Source organism: Hydrococcus rivularis NIES-593, assembly GCF_001904635.1.
GTDB lineage: Bacteria > Cyanobacteriota > Cyanobacteriia > Cyanobacteriales > Microcystaceae > Hydrococcus > Hydrococcus rivularis.
Genome location: NZ_MRCB01000013.1, coordinates 27,192 through 41,615 on the forward strand (window position 1 = coordinate 27,192; position 14,424 = coordinate 41,615).

Genomic DNA, 14,424 nt, shown 5'->3' on the forward strand with positions numbered 1-14,424 from the left:
TGCCATGAAAATAGGATTTTTGGGAACTGGATTGATGGGACAAGCAATGGTAAAACGATTGTTATCTGCCCAAGTTTCTGCGATCGCATACAATCGCACCCAATCAAAATTAGAACCTCTCAAAGAAGCAGGTGCAGAAATTGCCAATTCTCCAATTGAAGCGATTCAAGCATCGGATTGTTTGATTTTAATGCTCGCTAATGCTGATGCGATTAAAGAAGTTATCTTATCTGAAAATGTTGCATCATCCTTAACCAATCGCACTGTTATTCAAATGGGGACGATCTCTCCATCTCAAAGTCGAGAAATTCAGAAAGCAGTCACAGAAAAAGGCGGAGATTATTTAGAAGCGCCTGTTTTAGGTAGCATTCCAGAAGCGAAAGCAGGTCAATTATTAGTCATGGTAGGAGGAACTAAGGCACAGTTTAAAAAATGGTCTGGACTCCTACAAAATTTTGGTTCCGAACCGATGCTAATTGGCGAAGTTGGCACTGCTGCGGCAATGAAATTGGCATTGAATCAATTAATTGCTTCTCTGACAAGTGCATTTGCCCTCAGTCTCAGTTTTGTGCAGCGTCAGGGGGTTGATGTCGAAAAATTTATGCAGATTTTGCGCCAAAGTGCCTTGTATGCACCAACCTTTGATAAGAAATTACAGCGAATGCGCGATCGCAATTACGATAATCCCAATTTTCCTACTAAGCATTTACTCAAAGATGTTGACTTATTTCTCGCCCAGGGGCAAGAAATCGGTATCAATCTAGCTAGTTTAGAAGGCGTGCGTCAAATTGTTCGAAAAGCTGTAGAATTAAGTTTTTCTGACGAAGATTATTCAGCAATTTTTTCTGCGATCGATTCTCAAGATTGAATTTTGTTAGTGGTTATTGGTTAGTTGTTAGCAGAAAAGCTCCACTAAAAGGCTATGCATAAAGTAAATCTTAAGACAAGCTTGAGAGTTTTTGCGATCGCGCCTCGATCGTCACCCAGTGCCATAAAAATTACCAACACGGTTATTCAGGGAATAAACAATGCTATTCGTTAGATTCTGTAGAACCAAAACTTTGAGACACTTTAGTTAGTAAGATAACTTAATTCGTGTAAAAATCAATGTGCCGCGTGCCGTATCCCCCCACTTAAAAGATAGGGGTTTGCAGCTTCCTGCGCTTTTTCTGTCAATACGTCTAAATACCTCACTGATTTTGATTCTGGTTAGCAGTCTGTTGCGTTTGTATCTGCAAGGCATCTCTGGCAGAGATCCCATCTCCTTGGAATCCAAAATACCAGAGTGCGGCGGCAGCTTCGGCGCGAGTTACATTTTTTTTCGGTTGAAAAAGGGTAGTCGAACCAAAGACGCGACTGATGTTTGCTTGTCCGCTATTTTGGTAGTCGGCATAGAGCGATCGCAGTGCTTTAGGATCGATTTTGGTAGCATCTTGGAAGCCCCAAGTCTGTTTGATTTGATCGATCGAAGCTGAGGGTAAGGCTTTGCGACGATCCAGCGCAACTTTCCAGGCAATGAGATCTTCTCGCGTCAAAGGGGCATCGGGACGAAACAGCATAGCAGAATTATCCCCAGTCAACGTCGAAGCAATAAACCCTGCCTCTGCAAGTCCCTGAATAGCAGCAAAATCGGGATCGTTTTTCGGTACGTCTTGAAAAACGGGTTGCGAGTTATTAGCAGCGAGACGAAGTTGTTTGCCTGGTTGGTTGGCAAATAATTTATTATTCGCCGCGACTAGCCAACGGGCATATTCTCGGCGCGTAATAATGGCATCGGGATTAAACCGATCGCCTTGGTTTTGATTCGAGATTAAAACTCCTAAAGCAGCTAGATCTTGGACGTATCCGCGCCAAGGTTCGGCAATGCGATCGAGATCGGAAAATTCTAAGGGAGTATCTGAGGCGAGTTGAGTGGGTGTAGGGTTATCTGTTGGCGAGTTGGCAGCGTTATTATTTCGCTGGTAGGCGATCGCAAATTCGGTTGGAGAGGATGAAGCGATCGATATTTTTACTTCTAAGTCGTTCTGACGCGCTACCAAGACATTTTCTGCATTACCTCCCTCTGTCGGGAAAGGCGTAACAATCTGCCAACCTCCAGACTGAAATTGCTGTTGATAAAAAGTGGCGATCGCATTGCTGGGATCGTTAGATTGCCAGCGCGTGATGCCTTGTGCGGCGGTCAATCCGGGTTCTGCCGCCAAAAATTGTGCGGTTGGATAGCGAGGAATATCCGCAGGAAAAGCATCCGGTAATTGACCTTGGGTTTGAGGAGGCTGAGTCTCTGAAGAGGAAGCGGTAGGCGTAGAAGAGTTATTTTTCAGTTTCGGATCGGGCGCGAACGCGCTTTCCATACCGCTACAGGCTGTTAATGTAGTCAGCAGAAGGGCTAATAGACCGATGCGAATCGTAGCGTATTTTTTAGGCAACACAGTTGAATCAATCGAGGATGCGGAAGGGTGACTATCTAGTACTAGGCTAGCGCAGAGGTAATGCCTTTTGGATGACAACTTGCCACATAGGAAACTTAACTAGAATTGTGTCAAATTGCGATCGCTCACAAAATCTCTGCTAAATCCAACACGAATCCTGGCAATCATTCAATTAGTTATCTCAACTGGCTTCTACAATAGTATATGGAACCTGCTAGCGAACTAAGATTCGTCTAATCCGTGACTGTATTTGACTGCGAACGCCTTCTATTTACTCCTGCTTCCCCCAACCCCGATGCCATTCCGGTGATTTTTGCCTTTCCCAATGAATATAGTGTGGGAATTACCAGCTTAGGCTATCAGGTTGTTTGGGCAACTTTGGCAATGCGTCCCGATCTCCGCGTCAGTCGCCTTTTTACCGACGTTTGTGAAACCCTGCCGCGATCGCCAGAACTGTTGGGTTTTTCTTTTTCCTGGGAACTGGATTATATTAATATTCTCAATCTTCTCGAATCCTTAGAAATTCTTATTCGTGCTGCCGAACGCGACGATACCCATCCCCTCGTTTTTGGTGGCGGTCCTGTATTGACGGCTAACCCGGAACCGTTTGCAGATTTCTTCGACCTCATTTTGTTAGGAGATGGGGAAAATTTACTCGATAATTTTATTGATGCTTATCAGGAAGTTAGAAGCGCAGATCGTCAAACTAAATTGCGCTATCTCGCGCAAGTTCCAGGTATTTACGTTCCCAGTTTATATGAAGTTACTTATGACCGTCAAAAGGGAAAAATTCAATCGATCGCAGCGATAGATTCTGAAATTCCCACCCGAATACAAAAACAAACTTACCGAGGAAATATTCTGTCTGCTTCAGCTGTCGTGACCGAAAAAGCAGCTTGGGAAAATATTTATATGGTGGAAGTGGTACGCAGTTGCCCGGAAATGTGCCGCTTCTGTTTGGCAAGTTATCTCACCTTGCCGTTTCGGACAGCAAGTTTAGAAGAATCTTTAATTCCTGCGATCGAACGGGGATTAAAAGTTACCGATAGAATCGGTTTATTAGGCGCATCCGTTACTCAACATCCAGAGTTTGAAAAATTATTAGATTATTTGTCTCAACCGCAATACAAAAACGTGCGACTGAGTATTGCTTCGGTACGCACCAATACCGTGACCGAAAAATTAGCTAGAACGCTAGCAGAACGCGGTACTCGTTCGATTACGATCGCGGTTGAAAGTGGTTCGGAAAAAATTAGACGAATTATTAATAAGAAACTGACCAATGAAGAGATAATTCAAGCTGCTATCAATGCCAAAGCTGGCGGTTTGGGGGCGATTAAATTTTATGGCATGGTGGGAATTCCAGGGGAAGAAGAAGCGGATGTCGAAGCAACGGTGGAAATGCTGCAAGCAGTGAAAAAAGCAGCTCCCGGTTTGCGATTGACGCTGGGATGCAGCACTTTCGTACCGAAATCTCATACCCCATTTCAGTGGTTCGGGGTGAATCGCGACGCGCAAAAAAGATTGAAGTGGTTAGAAAAACAACTGCGATCGCGCGGCATCGATTTTCGTCCCGAAAGCTATAACTGGTCGGTCATTCAAGCGTTAATTTCGAGGGGCGATCGTCGTCTTTCTCAAGTCTTAGAACTCACCCGACAGTATGGCGATTCCCTTGGGAGTTATAAACGTGCTTTTAAACAACTCAAAGAACAGTTACCCAACCTCGATTACTACGTTCATACCGACTGGGGAACCGACCAAATTTTACCTTGGCATCATCTAGAAGGACCCCTTCCTCAGTCAACATTAATTAAGCATTTGCACGAAGCGATCGGTCATTTTAACGCCAGTCGATTAGTCGAACCCGTCGGGTAGGGTTTACCAATAGAGCGATCGCTTATACCAATTTTCAGGTTTTCGCGATCGACATTCTTCTCCCCTCTCCCAAATAGGGAGAGGGGTTGGGGGTGAGGAGCAACAATGAGTAAAAGATTAGCTTTGCTTTTTGTAGTTTCTGGAATTTTATTCGACTCTGTAGTTAATTTTCCGACTTTAGCTCAGTCTCCTCAACTATCCCAACCGTCTAATGCCAACAATCCCTTCATTCGAGTAGAAAACGATTTCAAAATTGAGCTTAAAGGTTGTCAGAGGGAAGATATCAACGTTACTTGCTCCTTGCTGATAACCAATCAAGGAATTAAAGAGCGAGGTTTTGGAATCAATGGCGATTCTATGCTGCGAGCGATCGATAAGAGTGGCAATATTTATACCGGCAAAGGAAGGGAAGTTGGATCGTCTGTCTATGTTGTCATCCCGCAAGGTATTCCCGTCAAAGGCAGCGTATCTTTTGAAATTCCGCCAAATGTCGCCCGGTTTGCTGTTCTCGATCTCCCTTATTATGGGGATTCGTCCGGCAAAGTTCAATTTCGCGATATTAATATTGCAGGCGCAGTATCAACGGATGCTTGTAATTGTCAGTGTCCTAACCAGTAGGATATTGCATTCGGCACAATCTGAGAGATAAGTCTATTGCAAAAGTCTTTTGAAATCTCACGCCAAGGCGCAAAGACGCAAAGAAGTTGGCCGAGATAGGATCGATTTGTTTAATTAGTAGTGCTAGTGTCTCGCTTGCTTGCCTTTACCTGGGAGCATCTTGCTCGTCTATGGCATAGTTTTCCACGCTTGAGCTACGATGTCGCTTAACCAGCGTCGTTGAACGCGATCGAGAATGGGATCGTCCTGTAATACCTCGGCTGTTAAATCATCCAGAGACTGTCCCTGAGAACGCGCCATCTTAACGAGACCCGCGATCGCCACAGCAATCATTTCTTCGTCAACGGGGCGCTGACGGAGCGCCATAATTTCTTCAGGATTAACTGGAATAGAGTAATTCATAACGGTTTCGCGATAGCATCAGATAATCTTACTAAAGGGGTCAAAATGTAAACTTTTTTTAAGTGCTTTTAAGGATTTAGTATAAAAAAGTTTAGCCTACTTTCACCGTCATTAGTTCCGTATTTTCTTTTAACTATTAGATCAAGCCTTTGCTCGATATGCAAGAAATCCTCTATATAGAAGTTCCAACAGCGGATACAGTTGGCGTACGTATCTGGCTACAGCAGAAATGGAAACCAGATCTGGGGCAAATAATCAATACCCCTGATGGCATTCGCCTGCAATTTTCCCAAGATACTTCAAAACACCCTCAAGAAATTTCGGAAAGCGAACTCTCGATTTTTGTTTGGTCGGTTCAGCGTACCACTTATCTAAAAGTATTTCGCTGGGGATCGAAAAGAGTTCCATCCGAAGAAAGAATTTTACAGCAATTGGTTACCAACATAAGAAATCGATTTCCTCAGCAATATCCAGAACTTCCAGAGATTGATTTATCCAAACAATCTATTTTTGAGGCTTTAGACCCCTACTATCCCAAAACGGTTCATTTTTTTCAAAAAATGCCTCAAGGGGAATACGATCTCAAACGGGTTTACTGGTGGGAAAAACGTTGGCGCGAAAGCGTTCGCCATCCTCAACAACCAAAGCAGGTGGTGTTTAAGGCACAAGAAAATGTAGAAACGCAACATGGCGCGTCTCCCGATTACGACCTAATCTATATTGGTGGGGCGTTAGGGGTGATTCATGCAGCAGTGATGGCGAAGTTAGGGTATCGAGTCTTGCTAGTGGAACGATTGCCCTTTGGACGGATGAATCGCGAGTGGAATATTTCGCGATCCGAGTTACAGAGTTTACTCGATTTGGGGTTATTAACCCCCGACGAATGCGAAAGCATCATCGCCAGAGAATATGTCGATGGGTTCAATAAATTTTTTGATGGCAATCTGCCTCCACATCTCAAAGCCGAGATTTTACATACGCCGACGGTGTTGAATGTAGCCCTTGCCTCCGACAGATGGCTGAGTTTGTGCGGCGAAAAATTACGTCAAGCAGGCGGAGAAATTTGGGATGAAACTGAATTTATTCGTGCAGATATCGACTCGGAGAAAGTAACGGTTCAATTGGTACATTTGCCGACGGGAGAACCCAAACAGGCAAGCGGACGGTTACTGATCGATGCGATGGGGACGGCATCGCCGATCGCTTGGCAACTTAATGGCAAGCGGACTTTTGATAGTGTTTGTCCTACGGTAGGCGCTGTCTTAGAGGGCATTGAACCACAGGTATGGGATTCTAACTATGGGGACGTTCTCAACTCCCACGGCGATATTTCTCGCGGACGACAACTGATTTGGGAGTTGTTTCCAGCACAAGGAAAGGAACTGACCATTTATCTGTTTCACTATCATCAGGTGCATCCCGACAATCCCGGCTCTTTATTAGAAATGTATGAAGATTTCTTTACAATTCTGCCGGAGTATCGACGCTGCGATTTGGAGAAGTTGACTTGGAAAAAACCGACTTTTGGGTATATTCCCGGTCACTTTAGCGTGGGAAGCCGCGATCGCGCGGTGGCATTCGATCGCTTATTAGCCATTGGAGATGCCGCTTCGCTTCAATCTCCTTTAATTTTTACGGGTTTTGGCTCTTTGGTACGCAATCTCGATCGCCTCACAACTTTACTAGATATTGCTTTAAAACATAACTTATTAAACGCAGAAAATCTGAATCAGATTCGCGCCTATCAAAGTAACGTTGCCGTCACTTGGCTGTTTTCTAAGGGAATGATGGTGCCGACGGGGATGACTTTACCGCCCCAACGCATCAATGCTATGCTCAACAATTTTTTTGGATTGCTTGCTGACGCACCCCCAGATGTTGCTGAGACATTTATCAAAGATCGAACCAGTTGGTCGATGTTTAACCAACTCGCCCTTAAAGCTGCCTGGAAAAATCCTGCTTTACTTCTATGGATCTGGGAGATGGCGGGAAGTCGAGATATGGTGCGCTGGCTGGGATCTTACTGGGATTTTACCCTCGATGCGCTCAAAAACTGGTTGTTAAGTGGATGGTTCCCCAAATGGTTGCAACACTCACAACCTTGGCTAGAAAAGAACTATCCAGCCTTATGGCTGCGATTGTTGAGTTTGAGATACAGTCTTAATCCAAAATCAATCTAGACTATGTGCGATACCTTTGTTGCCCTATCAGATGCTACCTGTAATAGTGACGTAATTTTTGGGAAAAATAGCGATCGCCCTGCCGGAGAAATTCAAGAAGTCATCGTTCTCCCGACGATAACTCATTCTCCAGGCGAGTTGGTGGAATGTACTTATATTAGAATTCCCCAGGTTGAGAAAACCTTTGCCGTCATTCTCTCCCAACCTAAGTGGATGTGGGGTGCGGAAATGGGTGCCAATGAATGTGGGGTAGTTATTGGCAACGAGGCGGTTTGGACAATCGAACCTTATCACCAGAAGGGTTTGCTGGGAATGGATTTAGTTAGGTTGGGATTAGAACGGGGCAAGACAGCTTATCGTGCCCTACAGATTATTATCGATCTGCTGGAGCAACACGGGCAAGGCGGCAATTGTGCCGAACACTTTTCGATGAACTATCATAACTCTTTTCTGATAGCCGATCGCAATGAAGCTTGGGTACTAGAAACTGCTGGCAAATACTGGGTTGCCGAGAGAGTCACTAGCGGCACGCGATCGATTTCCAATCAACTCAGTATCAGAGGTAAAGGAGATTTGCGCCACAAAGACGCGATCGCCTACGCTATAGACATGGGACTATGTAAAAGTGAAGGCGATTTTGACTTTGCCAAAATCTTCTCTGAAGGCAGCGTTGAAGACTCCCTATCGCCCTATTCGAGGGAAGGTAGAGTTAGGCAATTATGCCAGTTACATAGCGGCAATTTTTCTCTAGAAACGGCTAAATCGATCTTGCGCGACCATATTAGCAATGTCTGCATGCATGGGGATTTTGAAACGAGGGGCAGTCAAATTTCTTCGCTTTCAAAAAATGAATGCGAACATTGGTTTATCGAAAAGCCTTTTCCTTGCCAGCAAGACTACATTTCAAAAAGATTACAATAAACGTAATAAAACTTAACAAAAGCTAAAGGTAACGTCTATGGAAAGCCTAAGCTACACTTTTATCGTCCGGCGACTAGCAACCTTTCTGGCAATTGCAACGCTAACTTTATGCTTGCTCGCAGCATCCACGGGAGTTCTTCTAGCATTTTACTATTCACCTTCTGCGGGCGAAGCCTTTGCATCGATCGAGCGCATCGCCACCGAAATTCCCAACGGTTGGCTAATTCGCAGCTTGCACGACATTGCAGGTAACGGACTGATTGTGGTCGCGCTAGTGCAAATTGTCGTGATGTTTTTAGGACGGCAATTTCGCTTCGGTTGGCTGACTGCCTGGATTTCAGGAATCGCGTTAACCTTAAGCGCGATCGCGTTGAGCTGGACGGCAATGAATCTCGAATGGACTCAAACAGGGTATTGGCGTTTGACTCTCGAACTTGGCATTATTGAAAGTATACCGTTTATCGGTCAACCCCTGAGAGAGTTTCTGACGGGTGGCGAAGCAATTGGAACGGTTACGCTTCAACACTTGTTTGCCCTGCACAGCTACATACTCTCAAGCGTAGCAGTCCTTCTCTCGATAATTCATTTAGTCGGACTACTTTTCCAAGAACGTCAAGATAAACAGCGTCAATCCCTGTCTATAAAAACTGAAACCCCAAAAGATATCGAACAGTCTCAATCCGATCTAACTCCTCCTGCTGAGGAGGTTCGAGTTAATACACAACTAAAACCTGGGGAAGGATTAGCATAATTTTTAGCCAATAGCGAATCGCTGAAAGAAAACTGACCGCAGCTAGCGGTCAGTTTTAGTGTTACGGCTTGTTATACCATTTCTCATGCATTAATGACACAGGTAGTCGATCGCCCTCACCCCCAACCCCTCTCCCAAATAGGGAGAGGGGAGAAGAATGTCGCTCACGAAAACCTGAAAATTGGTATTATCTCCGTACTCAGAGTCTCAATCGACAGTCAGATAGTTCTTATAACAGTTAAAAACAGCGATGAAACATTCTCTTTCTGACTCCGAACAGTTACTCCGTTTAACGATCCAAAACTATCGAGGAAAACATCCTTTCAGAACTTTGCTCTTGCTTTATCGCCGAGATCTGAGAAATATTGGGCTGTCAATGCTGTTTTATGTCATCAAGCACAGTCCTGAATGGCTTAGACCCCTCATCCTGGCTAATATTATCGATATTGTCTCGGCTCCGAGCCAACATGCTTTCTGGGAACTCTGGTTGAATGGCGCTATCTTTGCGGTTTCTGTAGTACAGAATATTCCCACTCACTATCTATACGTCCGATTTATGAGTTTAGCGACTCGAAGAATGGAGTCCAGACTGCGCGCTGCACTGATTCGACGACTGCAAGAACTCTCCCTAGAATTTTATTGGCAAAACAGTACGGGACTCCTGCAATCCAAGCTTCTCAGAGATGTGGAATCGATTCAACTGCTGAGCAGTCAGTTATTTGAATTTTTGCCCTCTGCGCTGCTAACCATTCTCATCGCACTGATTGTAACAGGCATTCGCGTTCCTGGTTTCTTACTGTTTTTCCTGGCAACCGTACCGCTAACCGTTATTTTAATGCGAGTACTGACAAAACCGCTCAGCGATCGCAATCAGAAGTTACGGCAACAGTATGAAACCATGTCGGCGTATCTGGTTGAAATGGTCAAGCTAATTCCCATAACTCGCGCTCATGGGGCAGAAAGCACTGAAATCGATCGCACTCACAACAAGCTTATTTTATTTCAGGAGGCGGCAATGCGCGTCGATCGCATTAATGCGATCGCAGGTGCCGCCTCCTGGGTGACGTTACGGCTGTTTGGTTGTCTGTGTCTGATTGTCTCAGCTGTTTTTGCCTATAAAGGTCAATTTGGAGTCACTGCGGGTAGCGTCGTCTTACTGACTGGCTATTTTGACTCGCTGACGACTTCGGTGTTACAGATTCTTGCCGTCCTACCGCAAATCGGGAGAGGATTCGATGCCATTCGCTCGGTTGGAGAAATTCTCGAATGCCCGCAAATAGAACCCAATCATGGCAAAATTCTCGTTACTGAAGTTCGAGGGGCTTTTACTTTCGAGTCGGTCGATTTTACCTATCCCTATGCCGAAAAACCCGCCCTTGTCGATTTTTCCCTCACCGTCAGTCCAGGAGAAACTATCGCGATCGTCGGTGCTTCGGGCGCGGGCAAATCCACCCTTCTCAATCTAATTATCGGCTTTTTGCGTCCGAGCGCCGGACGAATTTTCCTCGACGGACGCGATCTCAATACCTTAGATCTGAGAACCTATCGGCGTTTTCTTTCCGTAGTCTCTCAGGAGACAATTTTATTTGAGGGAACGGTTGAGGAAAATATTCTCTACGGAACCGCTGGGGCAGGCGAGGCACAATTGAAGCAAGCGATCGAGGATGCTAACGCCCTCGAATTTATCGATGAACTACCTCAAGGACTCAATACCCCGATTGGGGAAAATGGGGTGAGACTCTCTGGCGGACAGCGTCAGCGAATCGCGATCGCCCGCGCGCTCATCCGCAATCCTCGCGTGTTGCTGCTAGATGAGGCAACGGCTTCCCTAGATTCTGCCTCAGAATCTTTGATTCAGGAAGTCTTAGAGCGCTTGATGGGCGGTCGCACCACCTTTGTCGTTGCCCATCGCCTCTCCACCATCCGCAAAGCCGATCGCATCGTCGTTTTGGAGACAGGACGCATCGTCGAGAGCGGCAGTCTCCAGCAACTGCTAGATAATCAAGGTCTGTTTGCTCGACTTTATGCTTTGCAAATGCGTAAACTTCCTTTGGTTCGATCGTCGGGCGAGTGACTGTTTCTTTGTCTGGTTGACTGGCAAAACTCAAATCGCCCTCACCCCAACCCCTCTCCCGCTCTGAGAGAGGGGCTTTCCACTTAAGACTTTAGTCTAAAGTCCCTTCGCCCCTTGTGGGAGAAGGGATTTAGGGATGAGGGGACAAAGATTGGTCAGTCAACCAGGTTTCTTTATCTAATTTGCATGCTTAACATAATCATAAATCTTGCTGGAAATTTAATTTAGATTTTTTATTTTTCTGGTTTAAATTTTTAATTGGCATGATTTTTTTCGATTATTTTTAGTTAAAAAGTTAGCAAAAATTCTTAATGAAATTTTCGATTGCTTAAAAAGATAAATGATAGGATAATAATTAAATCATTTTTTGAAGCCCTATGTTTATTTGTTAGCGGTTTTAAAAGTTTTTCTAAACCGCTTTTGCTTAAATTAGTTATATGATTCGTATTCTCGTAGTTGACGACCAAAAAACCGTCCATCAAGCATTGAAAGGCTATTTAGATACCGAACCAGATCTAGAGATAATTGGATTCGCTACTAACGGTCATGAGGCTGTAGCACAAGTAGAAAAACTCAACCCAGATCTAGTGTTAATGGATATTGAGATGCCAGGAACCAATGGCTTAGAAGCTACTAGGATCATCTCGGAACGCTTTCTCTCAAGCAAAGTTTTAATGCTTACTAGCTACGACGACGAGCAATATCTAAATTGTGCTTTACAAATGGGAGCAAAAGGATATCTTCTCAAGACTACTCCCGCACGAGAATTAGCAATGGCAATTCGCTATGCTTATAAAGGTTATTTTCAGCTTAGCCCCGATCTGATCGAAAAATATGTTAGTAAAATTCCAAGATTACAGGCGGATTCAAAAGAAAACAATCGCTTGAAGGAAGCGCTTAAACTGCAAATTCAAACGCCAGAGAAAATCAAGAAAGAAATTAAAAAAATCTTAGATCGAGAAAATAGAGTTTCTGTCGCCCAGTATACAAATTTACAAATCAAAGTCGATAACCTTTCGCATTTAAGCCGTAGGCTGGAGAAACAAATAGCTTCTTTATATAAATTTTTCTTCGTTAATGTTTTTTTGATTATCTTGATTATGCTAGGAACTCTATATGTTTTTACTCAGACTTTGTAGCAAGAGAAATAAGCTGTCTGTGCTTTCTTTGTCCTCGTTGTAAATTCTAGGAGTTCCAATCGCTCATATTATTTTATTATTCGCTTAATTTTATAACAAATGTTCGATATAATAAAATCGATATCAAACTCCCGAAAACATCCCCTATGCCCAAAATTGTAGACCATGACTTATACCGAAAAGAATTGCTCGCCAAGAGCTTTGACTTGTTTGCCGAAAAAGGCTATGGAACAATTACCATGCGCCAGATTGCGGAAGGACTGGGAGTTTCTACTGGAACGCTCTATCACTACTTTTCTAGCAAACAGGCTTTGTTCGAGCAGTTGGTTGAGGAATTAGTCGAAAGAGACATCCTGCGGGTAACGGCAGAATTAAAAGAGTCTCGAACTCTGGAGGAACGAATTGAAAAATCATTTGACTTCATTAGTCGCAATCAGGATTATTTTTTTAAGCAAACACTTATCTTTGCAGATTTTTACAAGCAGCAGCAACAGGAAGGACGAGAGTTAAGCGATGCACTCAGACAATCGTGCATGCGAGTGGAAAAGTCAATGTCAAAACTTTTGGGGATTGAGGATCCCGAATTGATTACCTTCTTACTCAGCTTAGTAGATGGTCTGATCTGGCAGCAGATATATGGTTATGGATGCGTTGATTACTCAGCTCAAGCCAAAGTCCTGACAAAGATGTTAATCGCCTATCTCAATAACAATAATAAATAGAGGAAGTCAATCATGGGTCTGCAAGGTTTGCCGAAAAAGTCTACTCGCTGGATAATTGGTTCGGTAGCGATGGGAATCGCTTTTACAGGAGCGATCGCGCTCTATAGCATTTCACACTTACAATCGGCAAAAGAAACTACATCTGAGTCGGCACGAGTTCCTCAACTCAAAAAAGTAACGGCATTAGGACGCTTGGAACCAGAAGCAGAAGTCGTTCCCGTCGCCGCGCCCATAGCGCTAGATGGAGACAGAGTTGCCCAACTGTTCGTCAAAGAGGGCGATCGCGTTAAAGCGGGACAAGTGATTGCCATCCTCGATTCGCGCGATCGCTTGCAAGATGAGGTTGCGCAAGCTAGAGAGCGGGTCAAAATGGCGCAAGCCAAACTCGCCCAAGTTAAAGCAGGGGCGAAAACTGGGGAAATTCAGGCGCAGCAAGCCGCGATCGCGCGCCTAGAAGCCGAACAAAGCACGGAAATTGAAGCCCAAAAAGCGACGATCGCGCGAATCGAAGCCGAACGACATACAGAAATCGAAGCTCAAAAAGCCGCGATCGAGCAGATAAAAGTCCAGCTTGCCAATGCTGAAGTAGAATACAAACGCTACCAAACCCTCTTTAAAGAGGGAGCCACTGCTGCCTCGTTACTCGATAACAAGCGCTTAGCCTTCCAAACGGCACAGCAGCAACTCAACGAAGCGCAAGCTAACCTCAAACGCATTCAAACCTCCAGAGGGCAGGAACTAAACGAGGCGCGAGCTACTCTCAGGCGCATTCAGACCTCGCGATCGCAACAACTCAAGCAAGCTAAAGCCACTTTAGACCAAATTGCCGAAGTTCGTTCTGTAGACGTGCGATCGGCGCAAGCAGAGGTCGATAACGCCATAGCAGCACTCAAACAAACTCAGACCAATCTAAATCAAGTATATATTCGTGCGCCGATGGCGGGACGAATTCTCAAAATTCATACGCGACCGGGCGCAAAAATTAGCGATTCTGGAATTGTGGAAATTGCTCAAACCGACCAAATGCTGGTGGTAGCAGAAGTTTATCAAACCGATATCGGCAAAGTGCGACTCGGACAGCAAGCTGTCATTACCAGCAATACATTTCCAGGCGAATTGCGGGGAACGGTATCGGAAATTGGCTGGCAGGTTAGCCGCCAAAACGTCTTTAGCAACCAACCCGGAGAAAACCTCGATCGCCGCGTGGTAGAAGTCAAAATTCGCCTCGATCCCGAAGATAGCAAGCGCGTGGAAAGGTTAACTAATTTACAAGTTCAAACGGCGATCGCGTTATAAATTCCGGAGTTGGACTG

General features: G+C 44.8%; 13 protein-coding genes. 11 read left to right on the forward strand and 2 right to left on the reverse strand.

Translation table 11 applies throughout. The annotated features are described in order from the left end of the window. Positions 1–4 precede the first annotated feature (4 nt). Complete coding sequence (locus NIES593_RS12160; protein ID WP_073599834.1) at positions 5–868, forward strand: NAD(P)-dependent oxidoreductase; 864 nt, start codon at positions 5–7, stop codon at positions 866–868. Between the two features lie 322 nt (positions 869–1,190). Here NIES593_RS12160 and NIES593_RS12165 read toward each other — a convergent pair whose 3' ends face one another. Further along, entirely contained in the window at positions 1,191–2,429 is a 1,239-nt protein-coding gene (locus tag NIES593_RS12165) for an S-layer homology domain-containing protein (RefSeq protein WP_073599835.1), read from the reverse strand. Positions 2,430–2,669: 240 nt separating this feature from the next. Here NIES593_RS12165 and NIES593_RS12170 point away from each other — a divergent pair, with 240 nt between their 5' ends. Further along, positions 2,670–4,304 carry a B12-binding domain-containing radical SAM protein gene (locus NIES593_RS12170; RefSeq protein WP_073599836.1) on the forward strand — a complete coding sequence of 545 codons (1,635 nt, stop codon included), beginning with the start codon at positions 2,670–2,672 and terminating at the stop codon, positions 4,302–4,304. A gap of 105 nt (positions 4,305–4,409) precedes the next feature. Continuing rightward, positions 4,410–4,922 (forward strand): hypothetical protein, encoded by a 513-nt coding sequence (locus NIES593_RS12175; RefSeq protein ID WP_073599837.1) that lies wholly within the window; start codon positions 4,410–4,412, stop codon positions 4,920–4,922. Between the two features lie 168 nt (positions 4,923–5,090). On the opposite strand, the gene NIES593_RS12180 is transcribed toward NIES593_RS12175, so the two are convergent. Beyond that, positions 5,091–5,324, reverse strand: coding sequence for a type I-E CRISPR-associated protein Cse2/CasB (locus NIES593_RS12180; protein WP_073599838.1), 234 nt, complete (start codon positions 5,322–5,324; stop codon positions 5,091–5,093). A 158-nt stretch (positions 5,325–5,482) separates the two neighbouring features. Between NIES593_RS12180 and NIES593_RS12185 the strand changes: the two genes are divergently transcribed. From NIES593_RS12185 to NIES593_RS12215, 8 genes are all read left to right on the forward strand, one after another. Continuing rightward, positions 5,483–7,504 carry an NAD(P)/FAD-dependent oxidoreductase gene (locus NIES593_RS12185; protein ID WP_073599839.1) on the forward strand — a complete coding sequence of 674 codons (2,022 nt, stop codon included), beginning with the start codon at positions 5,483–5,485 and terminating at the stop codon, positions 7,502–7,504. A 3-nt stretch (positions 7,505–7,507) separates the two neighbouring features. Further along, positions 7,508–8,425 carry a C69 family dipeptidase gene (locus tag NIES593_RS12190; protein ID WP_073599840.1) on the forward strand — a complete coding sequence of 306 codons (918 nt, stop codon included), beginning with the start codon at positions 7,508–7,510 and terminating at the stop codon, positions 8,423–8,425. A gap of 37 nt (positions 8,426–8,462) precedes the next feature. Then, positions 8,463–9,176, forward strand: a complete 714-nt coding sequence (locus tag NIES593_RS12195) for a cytochrome b N-terminal domain-containing protein (RefSeq protein WP_073599841.1) — start codon at positions 8,463–8,465, stop codon at positions 9,174–9,176. 93 nt (positions 9,177–9,269) lie between these two features. Next, positions 9,270–9,446, forward strand: a complete 177-nt coding sequence (locus NIES593_RS24145) for a hypothetical protein (RefSeq protein WP_175561115.1) — start codon at positions 9,270–9,272, stop codon at positions 9,444–9,446. Then, positions 9,427–11,250, forward strand: coding sequence for an ABC transporter ATP-binding protein (locus NIES593_RS12200; RefSeq protein ID WP_073599842.1), 1,824 nt, complete (start codon positions 9,427–9,429; stop codon positions 11,248–11,250). The genes NIES593_RS24145 and NIES593_RS12200 overlap by 20 nt, the downstream gene beginning before the upstream one ends. Positions 11,251–11,687: 437 nt before the next feature. After that, positions 11,688–12,389, forward strand: a complete 702-nt coding sequence (locus NIES593_RS12205; protein ID WP_073599843.1) for a response regulator — start codon at positions 11,688–11,690, stop codon at positions 12,387–12,389. 146 nt (positions 12,390–12,535) lie between these two features. Continuing rightward, the gene (locus NIES593_RS12210; protein WP_073599844.1) at positions 12,536–13,111 is read left to right on the forward strand and encodes a TetR/AcrR family transcriptional regulator; all 576 of its coding nucleotides are present in this window, start codon (positions 12,536–12,538) and stop codon (positions 13,109–13,111) included. A gap of 12 nt (positions 13,112–13,123) precedes the next feature. Continuing rightward, entirely contained in the window at positions 13,124–14,407 is a 1,284-nt protein-coding gene (locus NIES593_RS12215; RefSeq protein WP_073599845.1) for an ABC exporter membrane fusion protein, read from the forward strand. The last annotated feature ends 17 nt before the right edge of the window (positions 14,408–14,424 follow it).